The organism is Rhodococcus sp. DT1, from assembly GCF_049844875.1.
GTDB lineage: Bacteria > Actinomycetota > Actinomycetes > Mycobacteriales > Mycobacteriaceae > Rhodococcus.
The window spans coordinates 46580-73431 of the sequence record NZ_JBNCLW010000003.1; the positions used below are offsets into that span (position 1 = coordinate 46580).

Below are 26852 nucleotides of genomic sequence, written 5' to 3' on the forward strand. Positions count from 1 at the left end.
TTGCAAGGTTTGACGAATGAGTCTGCGTCACGACCGGCGCGTGTCCGAAGAATCCCCGGACCCGGGCGTCGGTACTTCCTCTGCCGAGGTCCGAGATCGGCCGCGAACCGACCGCGTCATATTCGGAGTCGCCGCCGGCCTGGTAGTGGCCATTGTGCTGTGGGGGTTGCTGGACACCGAGAGCTTCGACACGATCACCGGCAACACCCTCGACTGGATCGTCGTCGAGCTGGGCTGGCTGTTCGTGCTCGCGGCGAGCGGGTTCGTGTTCTTCGTCCTGTGGCTCGCGCTCAGCAAGTACGGCCGGATTCCCCTCGGCAAAGACGGGGAGACGCCCGAGTTCCGCACCGTCAGCTGGATCGCCATGATGTTCAGTGCGGGCATGGGCATCGGCTTGATGTTCTTCGGCGTCGGTGAGCCACTGAGCCACTACATCGACGAGCCACCGGGCACCGTCGGTGGCACCGGCACCGCAATGGCGACCTCGATGTTCCACTGGGGCCTGCACCCGTGGGCGATCTATGCGGTGGTCGGGCTGGCCATCGCATACGGAACGTTCCGGAGAGGTCGCAAGCAGCTGATCAGTGCTGCGTTCATTCCTCTTCTGGGTCATCGCGCGGAAGGTCCGCTCGGGAAATTCATCGACATCCTCGCCCTGTACGCGACCCTTTTCGGTACCGCGGCGTCGCTCGGTCTCGGCGCGTTGCAGATCGGGTCGGGGTTCGAGGTCACCGGCTGGCTCGAGACGGCCGGCGTTGCCCTGCTCGTCGGGATCGTCGCGATCCTGACCCTGGCCTTCATCGCCTCGGCGGTATCCGGAGTCGCCAAGGGCATCCAGTGGTTGTCGAACATCAACATGGTCCTCGCGGTCGTCCTCGCGCTGTTCGTCTTCGTGTTCGGGCCGACCGTGTTCATCCTCAATCTGATCCCGACGACCCTCGGGGCGTATGCGGCAGACTTCGCCCAGATGTCGGCCCGGACCGCCGCATCCAACGGTCCGGCCGGGGAGTGGCTGTCGAGCTGGACGATCTTCTATTGGGCGTGGTGGGTGTCGTGGGCGCCCTTCGTCGGGATGTTCCTCGCCCGCATCAGCCGCGGCCGGACCATCCGCGAATTCGTGGTCGGCGTGATGCTCGTCCCGAGCGTCGTGAGTCTGCTGTGGTTCGCGGTCTTCGGAGGCGCGGCGATCAGTCAGCAGGAGGACGGACTCGACGTCGCGGGAGCGGAGAACGTGGAAGGACAGTTGTTCGGCATGCTCGGCAACCTTCCGCTGGTAGGTGTCTCCACCGTCGTCGTCATGGTGCTCGTGTCCATCTTCTTCGTCTCCGGCGCGGACGCGGCATCGATGGTGATGGGCAGTCTCACCCAACGCGGCACCTTGCGGCCGAGTCCCTGGATAGTCGCCTTCTGGGGTGCACTCACCGGTGGCGTCGCGGCGCTGCTGCTGTGGACCGGAGGCGCCGATGCTCTCAACGCGCTCCAGACGATGACCATCATCGCGGCGGTGCCGTTCGTGGTGGTCATGATCGGTCTGTGCGTGTGCCTGTATCGCGACCTGTCCACCGATCCGCTCATCGTGGGTGAACGGGCGCGACGGCACACGTTGCGCCAGATCGACTGACTGCTCCGCCCCGAACTACGACTGCCGTCCCGCGCACCGGACGGCAGTAACGAGTTGCAAGATCATCCGCGCGCCTGCACGGGCATGTCCGCGACCCGCAGTACCGTGACCGCTGCCCGCCTTTGCTCTTCGAGAGGAGTGCGCGTGACCGAGAACGACCGTTTCGATGAGGTCCTGGACCGGGACTGGAACCGGTTCGGTGAGAACCTGGCCGACCGCATAGTTGCTCTGGCCGGCACCGGGTCCATCGGAATCAGCATGGACACCGCGCACGGACCGGCGACCTACGCGCGGATCCAGCCGATGCCCGACGGTCGTGTGCAGGTCGCTGTCGCCGGTGCCGATACCGTCACTCGTTCGGTGGCACACGCCGACGAACTCGCTCGTCACGTCGTGTCCGTGCTGCGAGGCCACCGCAACGTGGTGCATCCGATCTTCCTGCACACCGACGACGCGCTCGCCGACGGCGCCCTGCGCGACCGGGTGAAGGACACGCTGTCCCGTCGTCTGGGCCGCCCGGCGCCGGTGGACGCCGACGGTGACTTCGTGCTCGTCCTCGACTCGCACGCCGTGTTCGTCGTCGTCGACCGTCCCGCGCACCGCGTCCAGTTGTGGGCGCCGCTGCTGCACGGTATCGCCGAACGGTCCGGTGCGGCCGACGCCCTCGTCGATCTCAACCGGGACTGGCCTCACATCAAGGTGGTGCTGGTGGAGGATCGGCTGGTCGCGACGGTCGACATGCTCGGCGATCCGTTCGTTCCCCGCCACTTGAACGACCTTCTCGAAATGCTGAAGGTCTTCCTCGGCACCGTGGATGCGCGGTTCGCGCGCCGATTCGACGGGATGCGTTACATCGGCGAGGTCGACTCGGACCTCATGGATCCCGACCTCATGGACCCCGATGTCATCGATCCCGACATCGAAGAGACGGTCCTGGACGAACCACCGTCATGATCCCGGTCAGCGCCAGCTGGGCAACCACAGCTGCGAGTTCCATTGCTCGATCGAGATGGGCACGGCCGTGAGGATGGGCCACAACCACACGAAGTTCGCGACCACCAACCCGAGGTAGAGGCACACCGCCAGCAGGCCGAGGGTGCGCCGTTTCGGTGAGGCGTGCCGGCCCCCGAGGATGTCGCCGAGGGTGAGAGCCACCGCCATCGCGAGGAAGGGCGCCATCGGGACCGCGTAGAAGTAGTACATCTGACGGTCGAGCGAGGCGAACCACGGCAGCAGACCGGCGCCGTACCCGGTGAGGACGGCTGCCCAGCGCCAGTCGCGGCGGATGAACATCTGCCACAGTCCCCAGCCGAGAACGGGCAGCGACACCCACCACAACGCCGGGGTACCGATCAGCATCACCGCTTTGACGCACTGCTCGGCACCGCAGCCGGAGACGTTCTCACCGTCGGCGAAGTAGTACAGCATCGGACGCAGGCCCATCGGCCACGTCCACGGCTTCGACTCCCACGGATGCTGGTTGCCCGCCGAATTCGTCAGGCCGGAGTGGAACTGGAGAACGTTGGCGCTGTAGTACCACAGCGACCGCACCGCGTCGGGTACGAACCAGAACGCGCTGTCGTGGCCGATCTGGTTGCCGACCGCGTGCCGGTCGACGCCGGTTTCGCTCGCGAACCACGACCAGTAGGTCGACAGGTACACGAGCAGGGGCACCACCACCAGCGCGTACAGCGCGGGCGGGATGTCGCGCAGCGCCGTCCCGATCCAGGGACGGCGCACCCCGTAGGAACGGCGTGCGGCAAGGTCGAACGCCACGGACATCAGCCCGAAGAACGCGATGAAGTACAGGCCGGACCACTTGGTGCCGATCGCGAGCCCCAGCATCACGCCGGCCCCGAACCGCCACCACCGCACACCGAACCGAGGTCCCCACGCGCTGTCGCCGATCCGGCCCTCCGCCTGCACGCGCCTGATGCGGGCCCGGATGTCGTCGCGATCGACGATCAGGCAACCGAACGCGGCGACGACGAACACCGCCTGGAAGATGTCGAGCATTCCCAGTCGTGACGACACGAACGTGACGCCGTCGACGACCAGGAGCAGCCCCGCGACACCGCCGAGCATCGTCGAGCGGGTCATGCGGCGCACGATGCGCACCACCAGCAGGACGAGCACCACACCGGCCACCGCCGACGAGAAACGCCAGCCCCACCCGTTGTAGCCGAACAGTGCCTCGCCCACCGCGATCAGCTGTTTTCCGACCGGGGGATGCACCACCAGGCCGTAACCGGGGTTGTCTTCGATCCACCCGCCGGTGAGCACCTGCCACCCCTGCGGCGCGTAATGCTTCTCGTCGAAGACGGGTGTCTTCGCGTCGGTCGGGTAGTGGAGCATGGTGAACCGGGTGATCGCCGCGAGCGCGGTGACGAACGCCGTGACTATCCATCCGCGTGCCCGGTCGGTGGGTCCGGGGTCGGGTGGCGGGACGAGCGGCCCGGGGCTGAGGAGGCGACGGTCCGGGGCCGGGGAAGGGCGGTGGTCCGTCACGGTCACGTCCCGATCGTAGGCTGAACCCCATGCAGGCAGTAAATCCGGCGAAGGCCGAGAGCTCCGGACAGGGACGACTCGTGCTGGCAGCCACACCGATGGGCCAGATCGGGGACGCATCGAAACGACTCTGCGACGCCCTCGGTACCGCCGACGTCATCGCGGCCGAGGACACACGCCGCACCCGTTCCCTTGCCGCCGCGCTCGGTGTCACCATCACGGGCCGGGTGGTCAGTTTCTACGACCAGGTCGAGGTGTCGCGACTGCCGGGCCTGGTCGCGGATGTGGAAGCCGGTCTGACGGTGCTTCTGGTCACCGATGCCGGCATGCCGTCGGTCAGCGACCCCGGATACCGGCTCGTGGCGGCCTGCGTCGAAGCAGGCCTGCCGGTGACGTGCCTGCCGGGCCCGTCCGCAGTGACGACAGCGCTCGCACTGTCGGGGTTGCCGGTCGAGCGGTTCTGCTTCGACGGCTTCCCGCCGCGTAAACCAGGACAACGCCGTGCCTGGCTGGCCTCGCTCGCGACCGAGGCCCGTGCCGTGGTCTTCTTCGAGGCGCCGCACCGGCTTGCCGCATGTCTGGCCGACGCGGTCGAGGTGCTGGGCGGGGAACGGCGCGCGGCGGTCTGCCGTGAGCTGACCAAGACGTACGAGGAAGTCCGGCGGGGGACCTTGGCGGAACTGGCCGACTGGGCCGTCGAAGGTGCGCGCGGTGAGATCACGGTCGTGCTCGAAGGCGCCGCGGCCGTGCACACCGACCCCGAGGACCTCGTCGACGAGGTGGAACGCCTCGTCGCGGACGGAATGCGACTGAAGGAAGCCTGCGCCGAAGTGGCGGGGACCAGGGTGTCGAAGCGGGAACTGTACGACGCCGTGCTCGACGCGCGACGCACCTGAGACGAGGCAACCCCGGCGGGTGGGCCTAGACTTTCCCGGTCGAATCGAGGACCAGGGGAGTAGATGAACGCGCTGAACGACTTTTTCGTCAAGACAGCGGAGGTGGTCTGGGGTCCGTTCCTGCTGATTCCGCTTCTGTTGGGCACCGGTCTGGTGCTGACCATCCGCCTGCGCGGTGTGCAGTTCCGGAAGCTGTGGCCCGCGTTGCGGCTGGGACTGATCACCCGGCACGATCCCGGTGCCACGGAAGGCGACATCTCGCAGTACCAGGCCTTGACCACCGCCCTGGCGGCCACGGTCGGCGTCGGCAACATCGCCGGTGTGGCCACCGCGATCTACTTCGGCGGGCCGGGCGCCCTGTTCTGGATGTGGATCACCGGCCTTGTCGGTATGGCCAGCAAGTACTCCGAAGCGTTCCTCGGCGTGAAGTACCGCCGCGTGGACGCCAGGGGTGAACAGAACGGCGGACCGCAGCACTACCTCGCGCGAGCGATTCCGAACCGATTCGGCCTGATCCTCAGTCTGATGTTCGCGGTGTTCGCGGTCCTGGCGAGCTTCGGAATCGGCAACATGACGCAGGCGAACACCGTCGCCACCCAGCTCGACGACACGTTCGGCGTACCCACGTGGACCAGTGGTGTCGTGATGGCGGTGCTCGCGGGTGCGGTGCTGCTCGGCGGCATCAAGTCGATCGGCAAGGTGACCGCCGGTTTCGTGCCGGCGATGATCGTTCTGTACGTCGGCGCCGGCATCCTCGTGCTGGCGATCAACATCGGCGAGCTTCCGTCGGCGTTCGCTCTCGTCTTCTCCGACGCGTTCACCGGCACCGCCGCCACCGGCGGGTTCATCGGCTCGGTGTTCATGGTCGCTCTGCGCTACGGCGTCGCCCGCGGCATCTTCTCGAACGAGTCGGGGATGGGCAGTGCGGCGATCGCGGCCGCCGCAGCCCAGACCACGCATCCCGTGCGCCAGGGTCTCGTGTCCATGACGCAGACCTTCATCGACACGATCGTCGTCGTCACCTTCACCGGCATGGTCATCATCACGACCGGCGCGTGGACCACCGGAGAGCGCGGCTCGACCATGACGTCCACGGCGTTCGAAACCGGCCTCGGCGGGGAGTGGGGCGGCTGGATCGTCGCCGTCTCGGTGGTGTTCTTCGCGTTCTCGACGATTCTCGGTTGGTCGTACTACGGGGAGCGGTGCCTCGAACGTCTCGTGGGTTCGCGGGGCGTGCTGCCGTACCGCGCCGTCTTCGTGGTGGTGGTGTTCATCGGCGCGACCACCGAACTCGAGGTGGTGTGGAACTTCTCCGACGTGATGAACGGGCTCATGGCCCTGCCGAACCTGATCGGACTGCTGGTCCTGTCCGGGATGATCGCGCGGGAGACGAAGGCCTACCTCGACCGCGATCCGTATCTGCTCGGAGAGAACCGAACACTCGAGAAGCCGGACAGCGCGTAACCGGCGTGTCCTCGGGGGGTTTCCTCCGCGCGGACCGGGACTACCCCTCATCAGCCCCTATCAGCGCGGAGGCCCCACCCCACCCGGCAAGGGAGCGACCCCTTGCGTGGCATCCACTTTGCCCGCCTCCCGGCGGGTCGTACAAAGGCCCAACCGCGCGGAACGGGTATCATCCCAGCTCAGCTGCGGTGAGGAATTATTCCGCAGCGGACAGATGGGACCCGATCCGCGAGGAAACGGGAGGTGAAAGGGCGCGGAAAAGATGTCGGAGACCAGCCGAAAACCTGGCGCAGCCCAGCGGCAGTTCTTCGCCGACCAACTCCGCATGCTGTTCGCCGCTGCCGGCCGTCCCGCACTGAAGAAGGTCGTGTCGGAAGCTGCTGCGGTGGCCAGAGCGATGGGCACCGACCGCGTCGTGTCCGTTCAGCGCGTGAGCGACTGGCGGAGCGGGAACCGGTTACCCGCCAGTTTCGAATCGGTCCACCCGGTACTGGTCGTCCTCATCCGCGCGGCTCGCGACCTCAACTCCGAGCCACCCGTCACCGGGTTGTACTCACTGAAACAGTGGGAGTCCTGGTGGACCAACGCCCGGGGACAGTCCGGCGCACCCCGCGCCGAGAAAACGCCGCCGTCGGTGCCGCAGGGCATGCGCCCCTACAAAGGGCTCGCGTCGTATCAGGAGAAGGACGCCCGGCTGTTCTTCGGCCGCACCCAGAGCGTGCGGGCACTCGCCGACGTCGTGACCGCGGCGCACGGTCAGGGCCCGGTCATCGTCACCGGCGCGTCGGGCGTCGGCAAGTCCTCGCTCGTGCGTGCGGGCGTGATCCCGCAGATCTGCGGAGGATCGGACTGCCGATCACTGGTCCTGACCCCGGGCACCCACCCCGTCGCACGGCTGACGGAACTGCTCCCGGGACTCGCCGAGGTCGAGGACCGCACCGACCCCGCCGCCGTGCAAGCGGCGTTGCGCGCCGAACTCGCGCGGATGTCGGCGTCCACGCTGCTCATCGTCGTCGACCAGATCGAAGAGCTGTTCACCCAGTGCACCGACCCTGCCGAGCGCACCGAGTTCCTGCGACTGCTCGAGATCGCCGCGACCGGACACGTCGGTGACGCCCCGGCCATCGTCGTCGCGACGATGCGGTCGGATTTCTACGACAAGGCCGTCACCTGCCCTGTTCTTGCCCGCGCACTCGAACGTCGCACCAAGACCGTGCAGCCTCTCGAACGCTCCGACCTGGTCGAAGTCATCACCGTGCCCGCACGGATGGTGGGCGTGCGACTCGAGGCGGGCCTCGTCGACCTGATCCTGCACGATCTCGGGGGTCTGGCGGACGGCGAGATCAGCGGCAAGGAACTGCCGTTGCTCTCGCACCTGCTCGACACCCTGTGGGACAAACGCTCCGGCGGGGCCCTGACGGTCGCGGCGTATCGCGCGACGGGCGGTGTACGCGGTTCCATCGCCGCGAGTGCGGAACGTGCGTGGGAGAAACTCGACGAAGCCGATCGTGCGCTGGCCCGGGCCATGCTCGTGCACCTCGTGTACGTGACGGCGACGGGCACCGACGTCAAGATCGCCCGCCCGCTGCCCGAACTACTTGCGGTCGCGGGTGGCAACCGCGACGCCGCGGCGCGCGTCGTCGACCATTTCGTGTCTGCTCGCGTGCTGGTCGCGGATGCCGGAAGCGTCGAACTCATCCACGACGCGGTGATCGACGCGTGGCCGCGCCTGAAATCCTGGATCCAGGACGACCGGGCCGATGCCGCGCTGCGGCAGAGGATCGAAGCCGACGCGGTGACCTGGATCGAGAGCGGTCGCAACAAGGGGCTTCTCTATCAGCGCGGGCGTATGGACGTCGTGGCCGAACAGAATCCCAGTCTCGGCGACCCGGGGTCTGCGCCGCGCACGGACGACGTGGTCGCACTCAGTCCGAACGCCGTGGAGTTCCTCGATGCGTCGAGGAGACAGATCGCCTGGCTGGGTAGAAGGCGACGCGCCATCATCGCGGTTCTGGCACTCGCGGCGCTGGTCGCGCTGGTGATGAGCGGGGTCGCCTGGGTGGCGAAGGGGCGCGCGGAGGCAGAACGCAGCACCGCGCAGTTCCAGCAGATCATCGCGTTGTCCGACTCCATGCGTGACGAGGACCCGACCACGTCGTCACACCTCGCGCTGGCGGCCGCTCACCTGCGGCCCGACAGCGACGTGGCGTATTCGCGGCTCATCGCGACCCAGGGGGTTCCCCTCGCCAACACCCTCAGGGGGCATACCGGGCCGGTGTACAGCACCGCCGTCTCCCCGGACGGTTCGGTGCTCGCCTCGGCGAGCGACGACGGTACCGTCCGTCTCTGGTCGCTCGGGGAGGACTCCGGGCCGGCGGTGATCGGCGATCCGCTCCAGCTGTCCTCGAAGTACATGGCGTCGGTGTCCTTCAGTCCGGACGGCCGATACCTCGCCGCGGGCGGCGGCGACGGTGCGGTGTGGATCTTCGATATCTCCGATCACGCCGCACCGAGGCCGGTGCTGGACCAGGAGACCTTCGCCTCGGGCGCCGTCCACAACGTGAGGTACGGACCGTCGGGCCGTGTGCTCGCCGTGCCCTACGACGACGGTACGGTCGCGCTCCTCGACACGTCCGATCCGACGTCGGGGCGTTTTCCGGTGGCGTCGGTCCGCGGCCACGAGGGCGCGGTGCGGACCGTCGCCTTCCGGCCGGACGGGGCCGTGATGGCCACATCCAGCGACGATCGCACCGTGCGGCTCTGGGACGTCACCGACCGGGCAGCACCGGTTCCCCTGGGCGAGCCGCTGCGGGGATTCGAGGACGTCGCGCACTCGGTCGGGTTCAGCGGCGACGGCAGGACCCTCGCGGCCAGCAGCGACGACGGCGTGTTGCGCCTGTTCGACACCAGCGATCCGAGGGCCCCGTATCCCGTCGGGGTTCCTGTGCGCGCCCACACCGGCGGTGTCTGGAGTATCGCGTTCCTTCCGGACGGCCGGACGCTGGCCAGTGCGTCCTGGGACGGCACCGCGAAACTCTGGGACATCGACCCCGAGGAGCGGTACCTCGACGAAATCAGTCCCGCGCTGACCGGTCACGGCGGCGGTGTCGCCACCCTCGCGATCACTCCGGACGGAGACACGGTGATCACCGGAGGTCAGGACGCCAATCTGCGTGTCTGGACGATGCCGCACACACGGATCTCCGTCGTCGATGCGGCATTGACCAAGCCATCCGTCAGCCGCGCCGGGGATCTCGTCGCCACCGGCAGCTACGGCCCGACGGTGTCGTTGTGGCGAGTCGACGATGCCGGAGACTGGGACCGCGCGGGAGGCGTGACCCTGCCCCGCCCGCTCGGCGGTGCCTACGTGTGCGCGTTGTCGCCCTCCGGCACCGTTCTCGCGACGGCACCCACCTCCGGCGGGAGCGTCCAACTCTGGGATGTCCGCGATCCCGCCGACCCGCGACCGTTTGCCGATCCTGTTCCGCTGGGCACCCGGTTCACCTCGTCTCTCGCGTTCTCACCGGACGGCGCGACTCTGGTGACCGGTGCCGACGACTTCTCGGTGCAGTTGTGGGACATCGCCGACCCCGCAGCGCCGGTGCCGTGGGGAGATCCGCTCACCGGTCCCGAGAATCTGGTCCGTACCGCCGTGATCAGCCCGGACGGCCGGAGCCTCGTCGTAGCGAGCGCGGACAGCAGCATCTACGCGTGGGATATCGCCGACCCGCGGGCTCCCATCCCCACCACGGTGTCCGGCGGGCACGATGCCGGAGTCAACGCCGCGGCATTCGGGCGTGAAGGGGACGTGCTGGTCACCGGCAGCGACGATCACGGAGTTCTGATGTGGGATCGGGACGTCGCCGGAAACTTCACCGCGCGACCCCAAGCGCTTCGCGGCCACACCGGCACCGTGTACTCGGTATCGATCACCCGTGACGGCACCAAAGCGATCAGCGGCAGCGACGACGGGACGATCCGGTTGTGGGACGTGTCCGACGCGGAGGGCATGCGGGAGGTCGGTGGCCCGATCACCGACACCGGGGTCGGACGCTGGCAGGTGGTGTTCCGGCCCAACGGAACGGTTGTGGCAGCGGGCGGCGACGGGGTGCTCCGGATGTGGAATCTCGACGCGGCCGCTGTCGCGCAGCGGGTCTGCCGCTCTACGTCCGGACGGGTCAGCGACATCCTGCCGCGGTTCGATCTGCCCGCACCCGCTCGCGAGGTGTGCTGAGCGCGAGGATGCTCGCCGCCTTGTCGAGGCATTCCTGCCATTCGGCGTCGGGGTCCGAATCGATCGTGATCCCGCCGCCGACGCCGAGCACGCAGGTTCCCGCGCCGAATTCCACGGTCCGGATCGCGACGTTCAATTCGGTGCCGGCGAGCGGACTCGACATGCCGACGGTGCCGCAGTAGACGCCGCGGGAGTGCGGTTCCCACTGCCGGAGCAGGTCACGAGCGCGGATCTTGGGACATCCGGTGACCGACGCCGGCGGGAACGCCGCCTCGAGAAGATCCGCGGTGGTGACGCCGGGCCGCGACCGGGCCGCCACCGTCGAGACCAGGTGCCACACCCCGGGCGCCGGCCGGACCGCGAGTAGTTCTTCGACGGTGACACTGCCGGTCTCCGCGACCCGGCCCAGGTCGTTGCGAACCAGGTCGACGATCATGATGTTCTCCGCCACGTCCTTGACCGATGCCCGCAGCAGTGCCGGGTCGGCGGACAGCGGGAGCGTGCCCTTGATGGGGCTCGAGCGCAGGGCGTCGCCGTGACGGGAGACGAACAGTTCGGGCGAGAGCGACGCGACGGCGCCCCATGGTCCTTGCAGGTATGCGGCACGCGCGGGTGCGGTCCGCGCGACTGCGGCGGTGAAGAACGCCAACGGGTCTCCGGTCCACGTACCGGTGAAGCGCGTGCAGACGCACGCCTGGTACACCTCGCCGGCGCGGATCGCGTCGAGGCACTGCTCCACACCGCGTCGGTGCGTCTCGCGGTGCGGCGGCGACCAATCGATGTGCCAGAACCTCTCCCGGACCCGGGGTTCCACGACGGCGGCAGCCAGGTCGGACGGGCACGGAGCAGCACCGAGGGTCTCGTACCACCAGCACCCGTCGGCATCGAGCCTGAGCACGGTGTCGGTCCAGCCACCCGCCGCGGCGGGCAGCCCGGAGTGTTCCGGCGACGGACCGGACGCAGACCCGTCCGGGTAGGCGAGATAACCGATCCAGCCGCCGCCGACGGCCGGGCCCCCGGGCGTACGCGCCTCCCGGATATCCGGGCACGCGAAGGCGTCGGACGGGTCGACCGCGCCGGTGGCCAGGGACGGTGCGATCAGGGCGGCCGAGCCGAACCAGTCGCCCGTCACCGCCGCGGGAGGCGGCACCCCGAGGTTCCGCGCGCGTTCCGCGAGGGAGGCGAGAACCTGAGCGGGAGTGCCACCGCGCCCGAGCCGTTCCATCCGCATGGCTCGAGCTTGTCAGATCGCCCCGGCAGCCCCCGGGTGAGCCCCGAGATGCGCGAGCTTGTCGGGGTTGCGTACCACGTACACGCCCGTGATCAGGTCGTTGTCGATCTCGAACTGGAGGACGAGATCGAGTTTTTCACCTGAGTACACGAGCAGTCCCGGCATGCTGCCGACCGGGACGGCCTCGATTCTCATGTCCGGCAGCGGGTGCCGCACGAGCCCGCCGAACAGCCGCGCCACTCGGGCCGCGCCGATCACCGGAACCCTGGCTGCGGTGGCCTTGCCTCCTCCGTCCGCGATGTACACGACGTCGGGTGCCAGCAGTTGCAACAGGGTGTCGACGTTGCCGGTGGTGGCGGCGGCCAGGAATTCGACGACCACCCGGTTCGCCTCCTCGCCCGCGGGGGTGAACCGACGGCGGCGCGCACGGACGTGTTCGCGCGCTCGGTGGGCAATCTGCCGCACGGTGTCCTCGCGGCGGTCGACGGTCTCGGCGATCCGGGCGTGGTCGAATCCGAACACCTCACGCATCACGAACACTGCACGTTCGAGCGGACTCAACGTTTCCAGGACCAGCAGCATCGCCAGCGACACCGACTCGGCGAGTTCGATCGCCCCGGAGGCATCCGGCCCCGTGAGCACAGGCTCGGGAAGCCACGGGCCCACGTATTCCTCGCGGCGACGCCGCGCCGAGCGCAGACTGTTGAGCGCCTGACGGGTCACGATCTGCGCCGCGTATGCACGCGGGTTGTCGACCGCGGCCCGATCGGTGCCGGCCCAGCGCATGAAACTGTCCTGGAGGACGTCTTCACTGTCGGCGACGCTCCCGGTGATCTCGTACGCGATCGAGAACAACAGCCCCCGGTGTTCGGTGAAGACGTCCTCGGCCGTCACTGCGCACTCCTCGCGGGTCGAATGAGGCCGCCGCCCTGACCTTCCGCCGATCGGAGGTCGCGGCCCCGAGCCTGTCGTCGCATCGACAGGATCGTCCCACGCAATATCGATTCCTTCACCGGTGCGACGACCCGGCCACGCAGCGAGAACGCGGAGGGGCTGTCGTCACGTGCGGTGAACTGCACCGCGCCGCGGCCGCGTCCGAGCGAGAGACATTGGGCGACGAACCTCAGCGACAGCGTCGAGGGTGAACGGCCTTGCAGGATCTCCCAAACGGTGTCGGCACCGTGCGCGCCGAGCGGCATCGCGGCCTGGCAGCTCATCCGGATATGGTCCCGGCCCGCGACGGTCACTGCGTCGCCGACACCCACCACGGCGGTGCCGTCCGCCGACTGCAGGCCGGCGTCGACGCGCAGCCTGCCGGAGGCGTCCACCGGCAGCCCGCTGCGACGGGCGAGGTCGGGAACCGAGAATCCGCCGGCCCAGACGACGAGCGCAGCGGGGATCGCGGTGCCGTCGTCGAGGAGTACCGCGTCCTCGGTCAGGCGCGTCGCATGCACGCGCGGCCGCACGTCGATACCGAAGCTGTCCAATGTGCGGTTCACGTACTGCCGGGTGCCGTCCGGAAAGCCCGCGCCCGGGTCACCGACGAGGCTGTAGTCGGCCCCGGGATGTTCGGACGCGAGTTCGGCGGCGACTTCGATGCCGGTGAAGCCCCCACCCACGACCACAACCGGCGCGTGGGCGGGAAGTTCGGCGAGCGCGGTGTGCAGCGCTGTCGCAGATTCGAGGTCGGAGACGGAGAACGCTCTTTCCATCCCGGGCACGGCGCTCGTTGCCGGGCCGCTTCCGACGGCGTACACGACGGCGTCGCACCGCAGTGCCGTGCCGTCGGTGAGCGTTACCGCGTCGGGCTCGATCCGTTCCGCCGTAGCCACTCGCAGCGAGGCGCGTGGATGCAGCAGGTCGGCGAGGTTGTGGGTGGCAGACCCCGAACCGGCGGCCACCTGGTGCAGTCGGGTTCGTTCGACGAACACCGCCCGCGGATTCACCACGGTCACCGCGACTTCGGGGTGGCGTGCCAGCCGATTTGCTGCTGTGACGCCCGCGTACCCCGCGCCGACCACCACCACGTCGAATTGCGTTGTCATCTCGATCGCCCTTCACTCGGTTCGGATGTGTCACCGATGGGACACCGGTGGAGCGCGGTGTGTGACATCCGACGGGTCACCGCCCGATGCGGTGCTGCCAGGCCTCGAGAGACGCGGACTCGGCCGCGTCGCGCCCCGCGTGGAAACCGTCGGCGTCGATCCCGCGGCTTCGGGACGCCCGGGTAGTGGGGAAGAGACGCCGGAACTCGGTGTCCACCGCTTCCGAGCGGCGCGCCAGGATCGGCGCGAGGGAGGTCACCGGAACGTGCGCGTCGGCGGCGGCACCCGCCGTGGCCCGAGCGTCGGCCTCGCGCAGCCTCTCGCCGACCCGCTTCGCGTAGCCGGTGAGGAACGCGCGGCGGAACGCCGTTGCCGACCCGCCGCGCCGGCCGGCGGTTCCGGCGGCACCGAGAGCGCGGGTCGCCTGTACGAGGAGTGAGGTGAAGAGAAGTTCGACCTGTGCAAGATCTGCCACGGTGCCGACGACGGTCGCGATCTGCACGCGGGTGAACCACACGGTGCGGACCCGATTGGCGTCGCCGATCGCGGTGAGCAGCAGCACCTTCTCTTTGATGTACGGGCCGTCGAGGTGGAGACGCCGGCCGCGCACGGGATCGGTGAGACGAGTGGTACCGGTGAGCAGTGCGGAGCCGAGCGCGTACCGCGTCACGAGTTCCTGCGCTTTCGCAGTGAGCGCCTCGGCCTCGTCGGGGAAGTCGGTGGATTCCGCTTTCGACAGCAGACCGCGGATGCGGTCGAGCACGCGTGGATCGGGTGCGGCCTCTGTGGTGTCGCCGGGAGTGCGCAGGGGTGGCCACTGCGAGGGTGGGGCATCGAGCCGGGTGAACGCCGGTAGGTACTTCCAGGTGAAGGCCAGCCCGTCGACCTGGTAGCGGGAGATCTCGGGACATGCGTATCGCAGGCCCGTCCAGAGGTCGGGCGAGAGCGCGGCGAGCCGGGCGGGCACCGGGTGCCGTTCGGCGATGGCCTGCACTTGCCGTACCCAGTCGTCGGGAGCGCGTTCGGCGGCCCGGTTACGGCGCGCATCGAAGAGCACGGTGAGCGCGGCGAGCGGGATGTCGGTGTCGTCGCCCGACCTCGCGGTCAGGTGCAGTATGTCGGCGGGTTGCCAGCCGCGCTCGTAGACATCCCCGAGTTCGGCGAGGAGCACCTCGGCGTGCAGCTCGTCTGTTCGAATGTATGTTCTATCGCTCCGCATGAGCGGAGTGTGGCGCACCCCACCGACAGAACCGGTGGGGCGTCGCGAACCTGCTGGTGAGGGCTCAGTCCTCGTCGACGTAGCGCGGGAACACCGGGGACGGTGCGGGGAGCGCGGTGCCCGGCACGAGCCGCGTGGCGATGTCCGCGAACTGCCGGGCGCCGGGGTCCTGGCCGAGCAGATCGAGGATCTTGGCACCGGAATCGGGCATCACCGGCTGAACGAGGATCCCGACGATACGCACGACCTCGAGCGTGACGTAGAGAACCGTCGCCATGCGCTCGGGATCGGTCTTGCGGAGCACCCACGGCTGCTGCGCGGAGAAGTAGCGGTTGGTTTCGCCGAGCACTCGCCAGATCGCCTCGAGGCCGAGGTGCAGTGCCTGCACGTCGAACTCGGCGCGCACCTCGTCGAGCAGTGCGTCGGCCTGCGCGAGCATCGCCTCGTCTTCCGCGGTGAAAGCACCCGGAGTCGGAGCCTGACCGTCGAGGTTCTTGGCGACCATGGTGAGCGAGCGCTGCGCGAGGTTACCGAGGTCGTTGGCGAGGTCGGCGTTGATGCGGCTCGCGATGGCGTCGTGGCTGTAGCTGCCGTCCTGCCCGTACGAGATCTCACGCAGCAGGAAGAAGCGCAACTGGTCGAGACCGAAGCGCTCGACCATCTCGAGGGGATCGACGACGTTGCCCACCGACTTGGACATCTTCTCGCCCTTGTTGAACAGGAACCCGTGCACGAACACCCGCTTGGGCAGTTCGAGGCCCGCGGACATCAGGAATGCGGGCCAGTAGACGGTGTGGAACCGCGTGATGTCCTTGCCGATGATGTGCAGGTCGGCGGGCCAGTAGCGCCGGTAGGACTCGGATTCGGTGTCGGGGAACCCGGCACCGGTGAGGTAGTTGGTGAGGGCATCGACCCACACGTACATCACGTGCTCGGGATTGCCGGGGACGGGAACGCCCCAGTCGAACGTGGTGCGCGAGATCGACAGATCCTTGAGCCCGCCGGCGACGAAGCTGACGATCTCGTTGCGCCGGGTCGCGGGGGCGATGAACTCGGGCTGTTCCTCGTACAGCTTCTGCAGCCGGTCCTGATACGCCGACAAGCGGAAGAAGTACGTGGACTCCTCGGTCCATTCGACGGGCGTGCCGGTATCGGTGGAGATGCGCGACCCGTCTTCGAGCAACGTCGTCTCGGCGTCGGTGTAGAAGGCCTCGTCGCGGACGGAGTACCAGCCCGCATAGGTGTCGAGATAGATGTCGCCCGCATCGACCATCCGCTGCCAGATCGCCGCGCTCGCCTCGAGGTGGTCCTGGTCCGTCGTACGGATGAACCTGTCGTACGAGATCTTCAGGGCCTTGTCCATCGCCTCGAAGACGTCGGAGTTGCGCGACGCGAGGTCGGTGACGGAGATTCCTTCTTTCGCCGCCGTCTGCTGCATCTTCAGGCCGTGCTCGTCGGTACCGGTGAGGAAGCGGACGTCGAAGCCGTCGAGACGCTTGAACCGGGCGATCGCATCCGTGGAGATGTACTCGTAGGCGTGCCCGATGTGCGGGACGCCGTTCGGATACGCGATCGCGGTGGTGACATAGAACGGCGGGCGGGAGGAATCAGGCGCAGTCATGGTGGCGCTAGTTTATAGGGCGTGAGCAAAGCCCGTCCCGCCCCCGAACCCCCGCAGCCGCTCGCGCCTCTCGTGGACGCCCACACGCATCTCGATGCGTGCGGAGCGCACGACGCCGCGACCACCGCCGCCATCCTGGATCGGGCCGCCGCGGTGGGAGTCGGGCGGGTGGTCACCGTCGCCGACGATCTCGAGGCCGCGAAGTTCGCGGTCGAGGCCGCCCATTGGGACGAGCGCGTGTTCGCCGCGGTGGCGATCCATCCGACCCGTGCCAACAGCCTCGACGACGCGATGCGCGCCGACATCGAGACGCTCGCCGCCGATCCGCGGTGTGTCGCGGTGGGGGAGACGGGCCTGGATCTGTACTGGCCGGGCAAGCTCGACGGCTGCGCCGAACCCGCGGAACAGGAAGACGCGTTCCGCTGGCACATCGATCTTGCGAAGCGCCTGGGCAAGCCGTTGATGATCCACAACCGTGAGGCCGACGCGGACCTGCTGCGTGTGCTCCACGCCGAGGGCGCACCGGAGACGGTGATCTTCCACTGCTTCTCCTCGGACGCGGACATGGCACGCAAGTGCGTCGACGCCGGGTACGTGCTCAGTTTCTCGGGCACCGTGAGTTTCAAGAACGCGAAGGCCCTGCGGGAGGCCGCACCGCTCGTGCCCGGCGACCTCGTGCTGGTCGAGACCGATGCGCCGTTCCTGACACCGCACCCCTTCCGTGGTGCGCCCAACGAGTCGTACTGCCTGCCGTACACGGTGCGGGCGCTCGCGGAGGTGCGGGGCGAGAGCGCCGAAGAACTCGCACACGCGACCACAGCGAACGCCGAACGGGTATACCGACTTTCGTGAACGACACTCACGTGGGCAGCCGCCGCGTGAGACCGTAGGGTTCATGCGCGCCTTCGTCCACACCTCCCACCCCTCTCGGGTGATCTTCGGGGCGGGGAGCGCAGCGGGTGTCGCAGACGAGGTTCGGCGACTCGGCGGCACGCGGGTGCTGCTGCTCGGAGGCGCCCATGTGGATGCGCAGGCCACCCTCGTGGAAGAGATTCTCGGTCCGCTGATGGTTGCGCGCTTCGACGGGGCGGAGATGCATACGCCCGTCCTGGTCACCGAGCGCGTGATCGTGAGCATGGCCGAGCACTATGTCGATGCGATCGTCGCGGTGGGCGGTGGCTCGACCACCGGTCTCTCGAAAGCGCTTGCGCTTCGTAGCGGGCTGGACCAGGTCATTCTGCCGACCACCTATGCCGGTTCGGAGGTGACGCCCGTACTGGGCGAGACGTCCGAGGGTGTGAAGGTCACGCGTTCGTCTCGGGAGATTCTGCCGGAGACGGTGATCTACGACGTCGACTTCACCGCAACTATGCCGATTCCCCTGGCCGTGACCAGCGCGATCAACGCTCTGGCACACGCGGTGGAGGCACTGTATTCCGAGCATGCGAACCCTGTCGTCGACGCTCTCGCGGTCGAGTCGATCTCGGCGATCGGTCGCGGTCTGCCCGCGCTGGGGGCCGATCTCGCGGACCGCGAGGGCCGGTCGGATCTGTTGCTCGCCGCGTGGCTGGCCGGAACCTGCCTCGCCTCCGTGGGCATGGGCTTGCATCACAAGATCTGTCACGTCCTCGGCGGATCGTTCGGTCTGCCGCACGCCGCGGTGCACACCGTGATGCTGCCGCACGTCATGGCGTACAACGCGGTGTCGGTCCAGCGCGTGATGGAACGGATCGCCGACGCGCTGGTCACTCCGACGGCACCCGCTGGGGTGTACGACCTGATCGCCGCGGCAGGCGGCCCGACGACCTTGGCCGAACTCGGTATGGCCGAAGCGGACCTCGACGAGGCTGCGCGACTGGCGACGGAGAAGCCCTATCCCAACCCGCGTGAGGTGACCCGTGTGGGTGTGCGGCGTCTGCTGGGAGAGGCCTTCGCGGGCACCAGACCGGAGTGAGGCTTTTCCTTGTAGTTGAACCTACAACCATCTTTTGTTAGCTTGGTTGTCGCGTCAACTATTTGTCGCGTCAAGCGCTGGGGCCGTCGGCTCCGCCCATCGAAAGGCCCCCTGTGAACAGCACGCTCGCTCGCGACATCGGAATCCTGGTCGCCCGTCTCGGCATCGGCATCATCTTCTTGGTCCACGGCCTCCAGAAGCTCAACGTCTGGGGATACGAGGGCACCAAGGCCGGCTTCGAGGGTATGGGTGCGCCGATCCCTGCCGTCACCGCGTTCGTGGCCACGTGGGTGGAGGTGCTCGGCGGGCTCGCGCTGATCCTCGGCGTCCTCGTCCCGGTGTTCGGGGTCCTGCTGTTCCTCGTCATGGCCGGTGCCTTCTTCATCGCGCACGTCGACAACGGCGTGTACGCCGCGGACGGTGGATTCGAACTCGTCACCGCACTCGGGCTCGGGGCGCTGCTGCTCGCCGTCGTCGGGGCGGGTGCATTCAGCGTGGACCGCTTCCTCGCGCCGAAGATTCCGCTGCTCCGCGCCGCGTAACCGCGAGGGCGACGAGAGGCTGCGGGTGCACCACCCGCAGCCTCTTTTGCTGTCCGATTCCCGCAGATTCGGCGGGCTTTGCCGTCGAATGTTCCGTGAAATGCATCGGCATATCGGAAAGCTGTAAGACGCGTCACATGCCTCCCATATCGGACATTCACACCATTGTCGGCACATCGTTTATATGCGGCTTCCAATCACGAAATGTAACCTCGGGAATTTCGTAGTAAACGCAGGTAGAGGGCATCGGGTTGCCATAACAATATCGGTTCGTTACCGTGCTGTAATCACCGTCGTCTTCTGACTGGAATTGTTGTGTCACCTCTCAATAAGATCAACTCTACGAAATCCCCGGTGTTATTCGCCGTGATCGCCGCACTGCTTGTGACGCTTGTGGCAGGTGGGATAACAGCGGTCGTCAAGCATAAAGACTTGACGCTCGACATCGACGGAGAGACCAGGGCCTTCGGGACCATGAGCTCCACCGTCGGCGACATTCTCGAGGACGCCGGTTACGCCGTCGGCGAGCACGATGTCGTCGCGCCCGCTGTCGATGCGAAGGTCTCCGACGGCGACACGCTCGTGCTGCGTCGGGCCCGGGAGATCCAGCTGACCGTGGACGGGGAGAGCCGCTCGGTGTGGACGACGGCACTCACTGTCGACGAGGCGCTCGACCAGTTCCGGCTGGGCGACGACGTCTACGTGTCGGCATCGCGTTCGCATCGTCTGCCCCTCGAAGGTTCTGATCTCGAGGTCGTGAGCCCCAAGAATGTGCGGTTGGCCGACAACGGCGCTCCCGCCGCAGAGGTCCGGGTCGCCGCGCCCACCGTCGGCGATCTCCTCGAGAGCCAGAACCTGTCCCTCGAGCAGGCCGACTCGGTCAATCACCCGCTCGACGCCCCGCTTGCCGAAGGCATGGAAGTGGTGGTGACCCGCGACCGCGTCGAGTCCCGCACCGAGCGCATGCCCATCGGTCAGCCCGAAAACAGGGTCGACGATCCCGGCATGTTCGAAGGTGAGATCGCCCACGACAACCCCGGTACGCCGGGCGAGCGTGAGATCACCTTCGACGTGCACACCGTCAACGGCGTGGAGGTCGGACGCACCGAAACCGCATCGAACGTCCTGACCGAGCCCGCACCCGCCGTGGTGCGCGTGGGCACGAAGCCGAAGCCCGCGCCTCCGGCTCCGCCCGCCGCTCCCGCATCGGGACGCGGTTCGACCTGGGATTCGCTCGCACAGTGCGAGGCCACGGGCAACTGGGCTGCCAACACCGGTAACGGGTTCTACGGCGGTCTCCAGTTCACCCAGCAGACCTGGGCGGCATTCGGCGGAACCCAGTACGCTCCCCGCGCCGACCTTGCGACTCGTGAGCAGCAGATCGCGGTCGCCGAGAAGGTTCAGGCCGGTCAGGGCTGGGGTGCATGGCCTTCGTGCACCAGCAAGCTCGGCCTGCGGTGAGGCCTTCCGATGACCTCGCGGTGCGCATGACGCGCCTACAGGTGCGCTAGGTTCGCCTCGTGCCAGCAGATTCTTCAGACGCCACCCCGGCTTCTCCCCGCGGCCTCGCCGCCTTGCTCGGACCCGCAGAGGTCCGCACGCTCGCGGAGGAGTTCGGGGTGCGTCCGACAAAGCAACTCGGACAGAACTTCGTCCATGACGCCAACACGGTGCGACGCATCGTGAACGTCGCGGGTGTCGACCGCGACGATGTGGTGCTCGAGGTCGGGCCGGGCCTGGGTTCTCTCACCCTCGCTCTGCTCGACGTCGTCGATCGGGTGGTGGCCGTCGAACTCGATCCGAGGCTCGCCGAGCGCCTCCCGGGCACGGTCGCGGAGCGTGCGCCCGAACTGGTGGACCGGCTCGACGTCGTGCACATGGACGCGATGAAGGTGCTGCCCCGAGATCTGCCGGCGGCGCCGACCGCGTTGGTGGCGAACCTGCCGTACAACGTCGCAGTGCCCGTTCTTCTACACCTGTTCTCCGAGTTCCCTTCCATCCGTACGGCATTGGTGATGGTGCAGTCCGAAGTGGCTGATCGCCTCGCGGCCGAGCCGGGAGGCCGGATCTACGGGGTGCCGAGTGTGAAGGCGCGGTTCTTCGGAGACGTCCGGAGAGCGGGCGCCGTGGGGCGTGCGGTCTTCTGGCCGGTGCCGAAGGTCGAATCCGGACTGGTTCGCGTCGATCGGTACGCCGAGCCGCCGTGGCCGACCGACACCGCGCATCGGAAGAAGGTGTTTTCTGTGGTCGATGCTGCATTTGCGCAGCGCCGCAAGACATTACGTGCTGCACTGAGCACGTGGGCGGGCTCTCCCGCGGAAGCGGAGCGTCGCCTGGTCACGGCGGGAATCGACCCGTCCACCCGGGGGGAGAAGCTCGACGCCGCCGCGTTCGTGCGACTCGCGTCCGTGGAATAAATATGTGATCCAGCTCACTGATGCTGGTGGGGCGCCGCCCGTATGTGATCTACTGATCTCGGTCGTTGGATATTGTGTTTGTGGTTAGCCCCTCGCACATTTCTGGTTGCGAGCGGATGCGATTAGCCACCACGGAATCGTCTCAATCGTGTAGTGACAGGCCCGGGAGGCACACAGTCTCCCGACGAGACAGGACAGTGTTTACGCGTCCTGCCTGCTTTAAGGAATACAGAATGACTGAAGGTACCGTGAAGTGGTTCAACGGCGAAAAGGGCTTCGGCTTCATTGCCCCGGCCGACGGCTCCGCTGACGTCTTCGTGCACTTCTCCGAGATCCAGGGCGGCGGCTTCCGCACCCTCGAGGAGAACCAGCGCGTGAGCTTCGAGATCGGCCAGGGCCAGAAGGGCCCGCAGGCCACCGGCGTCACCGTTATCGGCTGACACCAACTTTCTCCGGCTGGGCCGGCACCCGTTCTCGGGTGCCGGCCCAGCTGTATTTCCGGATCACCTGTGTTTCTGGATCAGTTGTATTTCTGTGGGCGCCAACCTGTTTCACCCCGCTCGGGATGTGCGGTGCGATGTGACCCCACCCACCATGCATAGCGGGTGGCCCCGATCTGTGATCTAATGGAATCTGGTCGTTAGGTAGTGTGTTTGCGGTTAGCCCCTCGCACATTTTCTGGTTGCGAGCGGATGCGAAACCCCACGGAATCGTTTCAATCGTGTAGTGACAGACCCGGGAGGCACACAGTCTCCCGACGAGACAGGACAGTGTTTACGCGTCCTGCCTGCTTTAAGGAATACAGCATGACTGAAGGTACCGTGAAGTGGTTCAACGGCGAAAAGGGCTTCGGCTTCATTGCTCCGGCCGATGGCTCCGCTGACGTCTTCGTGCACTTCTCCGAGATCCAGGGCGGCGGCTTCCGCAGCCTCGAGGAGAACCAGCGCGTGAGCTTCGAGATCGGCCAGGGCCAGAAGGGCCCGCAGGCCACCGGCGTCACCGTTATCGGCTGACACCAACTTTCTCCGGCTGGGCCGGCACCCGTTCTCGGGTGCCGGCCCAGCTGTATTTCCGGATCACCTGTGTTTCTGGATCAGTTGTATTTCTGTGGGCGCCAACCTGTTTCACCCCGCTCGGGATGTGCGGTGCGATGTGACCCCACCCACCATGCATAGCGGGTAGCCCCGATCTGTGATCTAATGGAATCTGGTCGTTAGGTAGTGTGTTTGCGGTTAGCCCCTCGCACATTTTCTGGTTGCGAGCGGATGCGAAACCCCACGGAATCGTTTCAATCGTGTAGTGACAGACCCGGGAGGCACACAGTCTCCCGACGAGACAGGACAGTGTTTACGCGTCCTGCCTGCTTTAAGGAATGCAGCATGACTGAAGGTACCGTGAAGTGGTTCAACGGCGAAAAGGGCTTCGGCTTCATTGCTCCGGCCGATGGCTCCGCTGACGTCTTCGTGCACTTCTCCGAGATCCAGGGCGGCGGCTTCCGCAGCCTCGAGGAGAACCAGCGCGTGAGCTTCGAGATCGGCCAGGGCCAGAAGGGCCCGCAGGCCACCGGCGTCACCGTTATCGGCTGACACCAACTTTCTCCGGCTGGGCCGGCACCCGTTCTCGGGTGCCGGCCCAGCCGTTTTTGTCATGGGCCCAACGGGTTTCGGCTCGTATCGGCGCACGCGCGTAGATACCGCTCGGCGAGCGCGGCGTGATGCCGGGCGACCCGGCCGCACGCCTCCCGCAGTTCCGGCGGGTCGAGCACGGTGAAGTCCAGATCGAATGCCGCGAGCCACTCCGCGATCGAGTCCAGCGAGCTTCCGTCGAAACCGACGGCGCAGTGATCGTCGTCCACGGGTTCGACGGTGCCCCAGCGCTCGTCGATCATCGGTGCGACCGTTCCGAACGACGCGTGGATGAGCACTCGTGCTGTGACGGACGAGGTGCCGCTGACGATCCCTCGGGAGACGAATCCCGTTGCGCCACCGGGTGGTAGATCCCGAGGCGTGAAACGGGGACCGGTGGGAGTTTTCGGTTCCATCCGATCCACGCGGAACGAACGCCACCCGTCCCGCGAGAGATCCCATCCGACGAGATACCACCGCAGTCCCGAGCGCACCACACGGTGAGGTTCGACCTCGCGCCGCGACGAGATTCCGTCATGCGTGCGGTAGTCGAATCGCAGTCTCTCGTGGGTGTGGCACACCGACGCCACGGTCGACAGCAGTCCCGCGTCCACCGCCGACTCGGCAGGGCCGTGGTCGACCACGTCGACCTGCAGAGCCTCGAGGCGATACCGCAGACGCGACGGCATGACCTGGCGCAGTTTCACGAGCGCCCGGATTTCGGCGTCGCCGATCCCGGTGACCGCATGTGACGCGCCCGACCGCAACGCGAGCGCGACAGCGACGACCTCGTCGTCGTCGAGCAGCAGTGGCGGCATCTCGGCACCCGCTCCCAGCCGGTAACCGCCTCCGACCCCCACCGTCGCATCCACCGGGTAGCCGAGTTCCCGCAGTTTCTCGACGTCCCGCCGGACGGTTCGTGTGGTGATGCGGAGTCGATCGGCGAGTTCGGCGCCGGACCACTCCCGTCGCATCTGCAGGAGCGACAGCAATCGCAGCAACCGGGCCGAGGTTTCGCGCATGGCTCGACGATCCCACGTATTGCGGACCGAAGCTGTCCTCGTTGAAGAAACGGATCCGTGCTCCTTCGATAGGGTGCAACGGTGAGTGAGTCCCGGGTGGCAGGTGGCGAGTCGTCGATCAGAGCGGTGGAGACGGCACTTTCGCGCACCGATCTGCCGGCACTGACCGCGGTGCTCGGTGAACTGACCACCGGGCAGGTCGTGGAGATTCTGGAACGACTCGACCCGACGCAGCGCGCGATCGTGTACCGGCTGCTCTCCAAGGATCGCGCCATGACGGTTTTCGAGGGCCTGGACCCCGCGCTGCAGGGCAGCCTCGTCGGTGCGCTCCAGGACGACGACGTCGCGGCACTGTTCGCCGAACTCGAGCCCGACGACCGGGTGGGCCTGCTCGACGAACTGCCCGCGACAGTGGCGGGAAAGCTGCTCCAGGGTCTGCCGCCCGACCAGCGCGATCTCACCGCCGAGATCCTCGGTTACCCGCGCGGATCCATCGGGCGGCGGATGAGCCCGGAGTACATCGTCACCCATCCCGATCTCACCGTCGCCGAGACGCTGGACAAACTCGAACAGCGGATGGACGACGCGGAGACCATCTACACCCTGCCCGTGACCGACCGGGCGCGGGTCCTGGTCGGAGTGGTGAGCTTGCGCGACCTTCTCAAGGCGCCGCGCGACGCCGTGATCGCCGATATCGCGGGCCGGCCGGACTGGGCCTATGCCACCGAGGACAGCGAACAGGCTGCGCGGCGCTGCGCCGACCTCAAGCGGCTCGCGCTGCCCGTGGTCGACAGCGAGACCCGGCTCGTCGGAATCTTCACGTTCGACGACGCGCTGCGGATCCTCGAAGACTCCGACAGCGAAGACCAGGCGCGCATCAGCGGTACCGAACCGCTGCGCCAGCCGTATCTGGCCACTCCGGTGTTCAACATCGTGCGCTCCCGGGTGGTGTGGCTCCTCGTCCTGGCGATCGGTGCGTCGCTGACCGTGCAGGTTCTGGAGGTCTTCGAGGCCACGCTGGGCCAGATGGTCGCGCTGGCGTTGTTCATCCCCCTCCTCATCGGCACGGGCGGCAACACCGGGAACCAGGCGGCAACCACCGTGACGCGGGCGCTCGCCCTCAACGACGTGACTCCGCGCGATCTGGGGAAGGTATTCGTTCGCGAACTGTGTGTGGGCTTGTCGCTCGGTTTGCTGCTCGGGACGGTGGGCTTCGTCCTGGTCACCGTGCTCTACGAGCCGTCGCTGGGTCTGGTGATCGGGCTGACCCTGCTCAGTATCTGCACCATGGCCGCGTCGGTGGGCGGTGTGATGCCCATGCTGGCGCGCGCGGTCCGTGCCGATCCCGCGGTGTTCTCCAACCCGTTCATCACGACGTTCGTCGACGCCACGGGCCTGCTCGTGTACTTCATGATCGCGAAAGTGGTCCTCGGCATCTGAGGGTCGGGGTGTGGTGCCGCACGCGTGGTCAGGGGCCGCGCGGTGGCGCGGGTAAGCTGTGTACTCGTGCTTTCCGTCGTTCCCGCTCCCGTCACCGTGCGGGCCCCGTCCAAGGTCAACCTGCATTTGGCGGTGGGCGATCTGCGCCCGGACGGCTACCACGATCTGCACACCGTCTTCCAGGCACTGTCGCTGTACGACGAGGTCTCGGTGGTGGGTTCGGACCGGCTCAGCGTGCACGTCTCGGGCGCCGACGCCGGGGCGGTGCCCACCGACTCGACCAACCTTGCGTGGCGCGCCGCAGAGCTGATCGCCGAACGCGCCGGGCGCGCGCCCGAGGTGGCGATCACCATCGCCAAAGGCATTCCGGTCGCCGGCGGGATGGCGGGCGGCAGCGCAGACGCGGCTGCGACCCTCGTCGCACTCGACGCCCTGTGGGGGCTCGGCGCGTCACGGGACGATCTCGACGGGCTCGCCGCGCAGCTCGGCAGCGACGTGCCCTTCTGCCTGCACGGCGGCACCGCACTCGGCACCGGGCGCGGCGAACAGCTCGTGCCGGTGCTCACGCGGGGAACATTCCACTGGGTCCTGGCGCTCGCCAAGGGCGGCCTGTCCACGCCGGTGGTCTTCCGCGAGCTCGACAGCCTGCGCGCGGGCGGCGATCCGGCGCGCGTCGGGGACTCCGACGACGTACTGTCGGCGCTCGCGTCCGGCGACCCGCACGAACTCGCACCGTTGCTCGGCAACGACCTGCAGGCCGCAGCATTGTCGCTCGACCCCAAACTCCGTCGCACCCTGCGGGCCGGAGTCGACGCAGGTGCTCTTGCCGGCCTGGTGTCCGGCTCGGGTCCCACGTGCGCGTTCCTCGTCGCCGACCATCACGCCGCGGTCACCGTGAGCGCCGAACTGGCGGGGGCGGGCGTGTGCCGCACGGTGCGCCTCGCAACCGGCCCGGTGCCGGGCGCCCGCGTCGTGCTCGACACCGATACCGCACATCACTGAACTGAACACTC

The 26852-nt window shown here is 67.6% G+C and carries 22 protein-coding genes; 15 read left to right on the plus strand and 7 right to left on the minus strand.

What is annotated here, in order from left to right:
• Positions 1 to 16: 16 nt before the first annotated feature.
• A complete protein-coding gene (locus tag ACLQ3J_RS07970) occupies positions 17 to 1621 on the plus strand; it encodes a BCCT family transporter (RefSeq protein ID WP_169621469.1) in 1605 nt (534 codons plus the stop codon).
• 144 nt (positions 1622 to 1765) lie between these two features.
• Positions 1766 to 2575, plus strand: a complete 810-nt coding sequence (locus ACLQ3J_RS07975; RefSeq protein WP_206037043.1) for a T3SS (YopN, CesT) and YbjN peptide-binding chaperone 1 — start codon at positions 1766 to 1768, stop codon at positions 2573 to 2575.
• 6 nt (positions 2576 to 2581) lie between these two features.
• On the opposite strand, the gene ACLQ3J_RS07980 is transcribed toward ACLQ3J_RS07975, so the two are convergent.
• Entirely contained in the window at positions 2582 to 4135 is a 1554-nt protein-coding gene (locus tag ACLQ3J_RS07980) for a dolichyl-phosphate-mannose--protein mannosyltransferase (protein WP_296550996.1), read from the minus strand.
• Positions 4136 to 4158: 23 nt separating this feature from the next.
• Between ACLQ3J_RS07980 and rsmI the strand changes: the two genes are divergently transcribed.
• The 3 genes from rsmI to ACLQ3J_RS07995 all read left to right on the plus strand — a co-directional run bounded on the left by rsmI (position 4159) and on the right by ACLQ3J_RS07995 (position 10723).
• Positions 4159 to 5025 carry a 16S rRNA (cytidine(1402)-2'-O)-methyltransferase gene (rsmI, locus tag ACLQ3J_RS07985; protein WP_296550997.1) on the plus strand — a complete coding sequence of 289 codons (867 nt, stop codon included), beginning with the start codon at positions 4159 to 4161 and terminating at the stop codon, positions 5023 to 5025.
• A gap of 63 nt (positions 5026 to 5088) precedes the next feature.
• A complete protein-coding gene (locus ACLQ3J_RS07990) occupies positions 5089 to 6489 on the plus strand; it encodes an alanine/glycine:cation symporter family protein (RefSeq protein WP_169621472.1) in 1401 nt (466 codons plus the stop codon).
• Positions 6490 to 6751: 262 nt separating this feature from the next.
• Positions 6752 to 10723: a WD40 repeat domain-containing protein gene (locus ACLQ3J_RS07995; protein WP_296550998.1), complete on the plus strand. Its 3972-nt coding sequence runs from the start codon at positions 6752 to 6754 to the stop codon at positions 10721 to 10723.
• On the opposite strand, the gene ACLQ3J_RS08000 is transcribed toward ACLQ3J_RS07995, so the two are convergent.
• The 5 genes from ACLQ3J_RS08000 to metG all read right to left on the minus strand — a co-directional run bounded on the left by ACLQ3J_RS08000 (position 10668) and on the right by metG (position 16839).
• The gene (locus ACLQ3J_RS08000; RefSeq protein WP_169621474.1) at positions 10668 to 11954 is read right to left on the minus strand and encodes an aminodeoxychorismate synthase component I; all 1287 of its coding nucleotides are present in this window, start codon (positions 11952 to 11954) and stop codon (positions 10668 to 10670) included. The two genes, ACLQ3J_RS07995 and ACLQ3J_RS08000, sit on opposite strands and share 56 nt — an antisense overlap.
• Positions 11955 to 11966: 12 nt before the next feature.
• The gene (locus ACLQ3J_RS08005) at positions 11967 to 12848 is read right to left on the minus strand and encodes an RNA polymerase sigma-70 factor (protein ID WP_296550999.1); all 882 of its coding nucleotides are present in this window, start codon (positions 12846 to 12848) and stop codon (positions 11967 to 11969) included.
• On the minus strand, positions 12845 to 13999 hold the full coding sequence (locus tag ACLQ3J_RS08010) for an NAD(P)/FAD-dependent oxidoreductase (RefSeq protein WP_296551000.1): 1155 nt from the start codon (positions 13997 to 13999) through the stop codon (positions 12845 to 12847). Before ACLQ3J_RS08010 ends, ACLQ3J_RS08005 begins: the two co-directional genes overlap by 4 nt.
• 76 nt (positions 14000 to 14075) lie before the next feature.
• Positions 14076 to 15218, minus strand: coding sequence for a DUF2786 domain-containing protein (locus ACLQ3J_RS08015; RefSeq protein ID WP_378528824.1), 1143 nt, complete (start codon positions 15216 to 15218; stop codon positions 14076 to 14078).
• Positions 15219 to 15282: 64 nt separating this feature from the next.
• A complete protein-coding gene (gene metG / locus ACLQ3J_RS08020) occupies positions 15283 to 16839 on the minus strand; it encodes a methionine--tRNA ligase (protein ID WP_169621477.1) in 1557 nt (518 codons plus the stop codon).
• 21 nt (positions 16840 to 16860) lie between these two features.
• On the opposite strand from metG, the gene ACLQ3J_RS08025 reads away from it, so the two are divergent.
• From ACLQ3J_RS08025 to ACLQ3J_RS08060, 8 genes are all read left to right on the plus strand, one after another.
• Positions 16861 to 17691 carry a TatD family hydrolase gene (locus ACLQ3J_RS08025; RefSeq protein WP_378528823.1) on the plus strand — a complete coding sequence of 277 codons (831 nt, stop codon included), beginning with the start codon at positions 16861 to 16863 and terminating at the stop codon, positions 17689 to 17691.
• Between the two features lie 43 nt (positions 17692 to 17734).
• Positions 17735 to 18793 carry a maleylacetate reductase gene (locus tag ACLQ3J_RS08030; protein ID WP_425902787.1) on the plus strand — a complete coding sequence of 353 codons (1059 nt, stop codon included), beginning with the start codon at positions 17735 to 17737 and terminating at the stop codon, positions 18791 to 18793.
• A 113-nt stretch (positions 18794 to 18906) separates the two neighbouring features.
• Positions 18907 to 19335, plus strand: coding sequence for a DoxX family protein (locus ACLQ3J_RS08035; RefSeq protein WP_169621480.1), 429 nt, complete (start codon positions 18907 to 18909; stop codon positions 19333 to 19335).
• Between the two features lie 315 nt (positions 19336 to 19650).
• Positions 19651 to 20796: a resuscitation-promoting factor gene (locus ACLQ3J_RS08040; RefSeq protein WP_169652538.1), complete on the plus strand. Its 1146-nt coding sequence runs from the start codon at positions 19651 to 19653 to the stop codon at positions 20794 to 20796.
• Positions 20797 to 20855: 59 nt separating this feature from the next.
• Complete coding sequence (gene rsmA, locus ACLQ3J_RS08045; RefSeq protein ID WP_169652537.1) at positions 20856 to 21752, plus strand: 16S rRNA (adenine(1518)-N(6)/adenine(1519)-N(6))-dimethyltransferase RsmA; 897 nt, start codon at positions 20856 to 20858, stop codon at positions 21750 to 21752.
• Between the two features lie 233 nt (positions 21753 to 21985).
• Positions 21986 to 22192, plus strand: a complete 207-nt coding sequence (locus tag ACLQ3J_RS08050; RefSeq protein WP_072699748.1) for a cold-shock protein — start codon at positions 21986 to 21988, stop codon at positions 22190 to 22192.
• A gap of 366 nt (positions 22193 to 22558) precedes the next feature.
• On the plus strand, positions 22559 to 22765 hold the full coding sequence (locus ACLQ3J_RS08055; RefSeq protein WP_169621483.1) for a cold-shock protein: 207 nt from the start codon (positions 22559 to 22561) through the stop codon (positions 22763 to 22765).
• A gap of 366 nt (positions 22766 to 23131) precedes the next feature.
• Positions 23132 to 23338, plus strand: a complete 207-nt coding sequence (locus tag ACLQ3J_RS08060; RefSeq protein ID WP_169621483.1) for a cold-shock protein — start codon at positions 23132 to 23134, stop codon at positions 23336 to 23338.
• Positions 23339 to 23397: 59 nt separating this feature from the next.
• Here the strand turns inward: ACLQ3J_RS08060 and ACLQ3J_RS08065 are convergent, their stop codons facing one another.
• Positions 23398 to 24399 carry a helix-turn-helix transcriptional regulator gene (locus ACLQ3J_RS08065; protein WP_169621484.1) on the minus strand — a complete coding sequence of 334 codons (1002 nt, stop codon included), beginning with the start codon at positions 24397 to 24399 and terminating at the stop codon, positions 23398 to 23400.
• 81 nt (positions 24400 to 24480) lie between these two features.
• Between ACLQ3J_RS08065 and mgtE the strand changes: the two genes are divergently transcribed.
• Together mgtE and ACLQ3J_RS08075 are read left to right on the plus strand one after the other, a co-directional pair.
• Positions 24481 to 25839, plus strand: coding sequence for a magnesium transporter (gene mgtE, locus ACLQ3J_RS08070; protein WP_169621485.1), 1359 nt, complete (start codon positions 24481 to 24483; stop codon positions 25837 to 25839).
• Positions 25840 to 25905: 66 nt separating this feature from the next.
• Positions 25906 to 26841 (plus strand): 4-(cytidine 5'-diphospho)-2-C-methyl-D-erythritol kinase, encoded by a 936-nt coding sequence (locus ACLQ3J_RS08075; protein ID WP_296551003.1) that lies wholly within the window; start codon positions 25906 to 25908, stop codon positions 26839 to 26841.
• Positions 26842 to 26852: the final 11 nt, after the last annotated feature.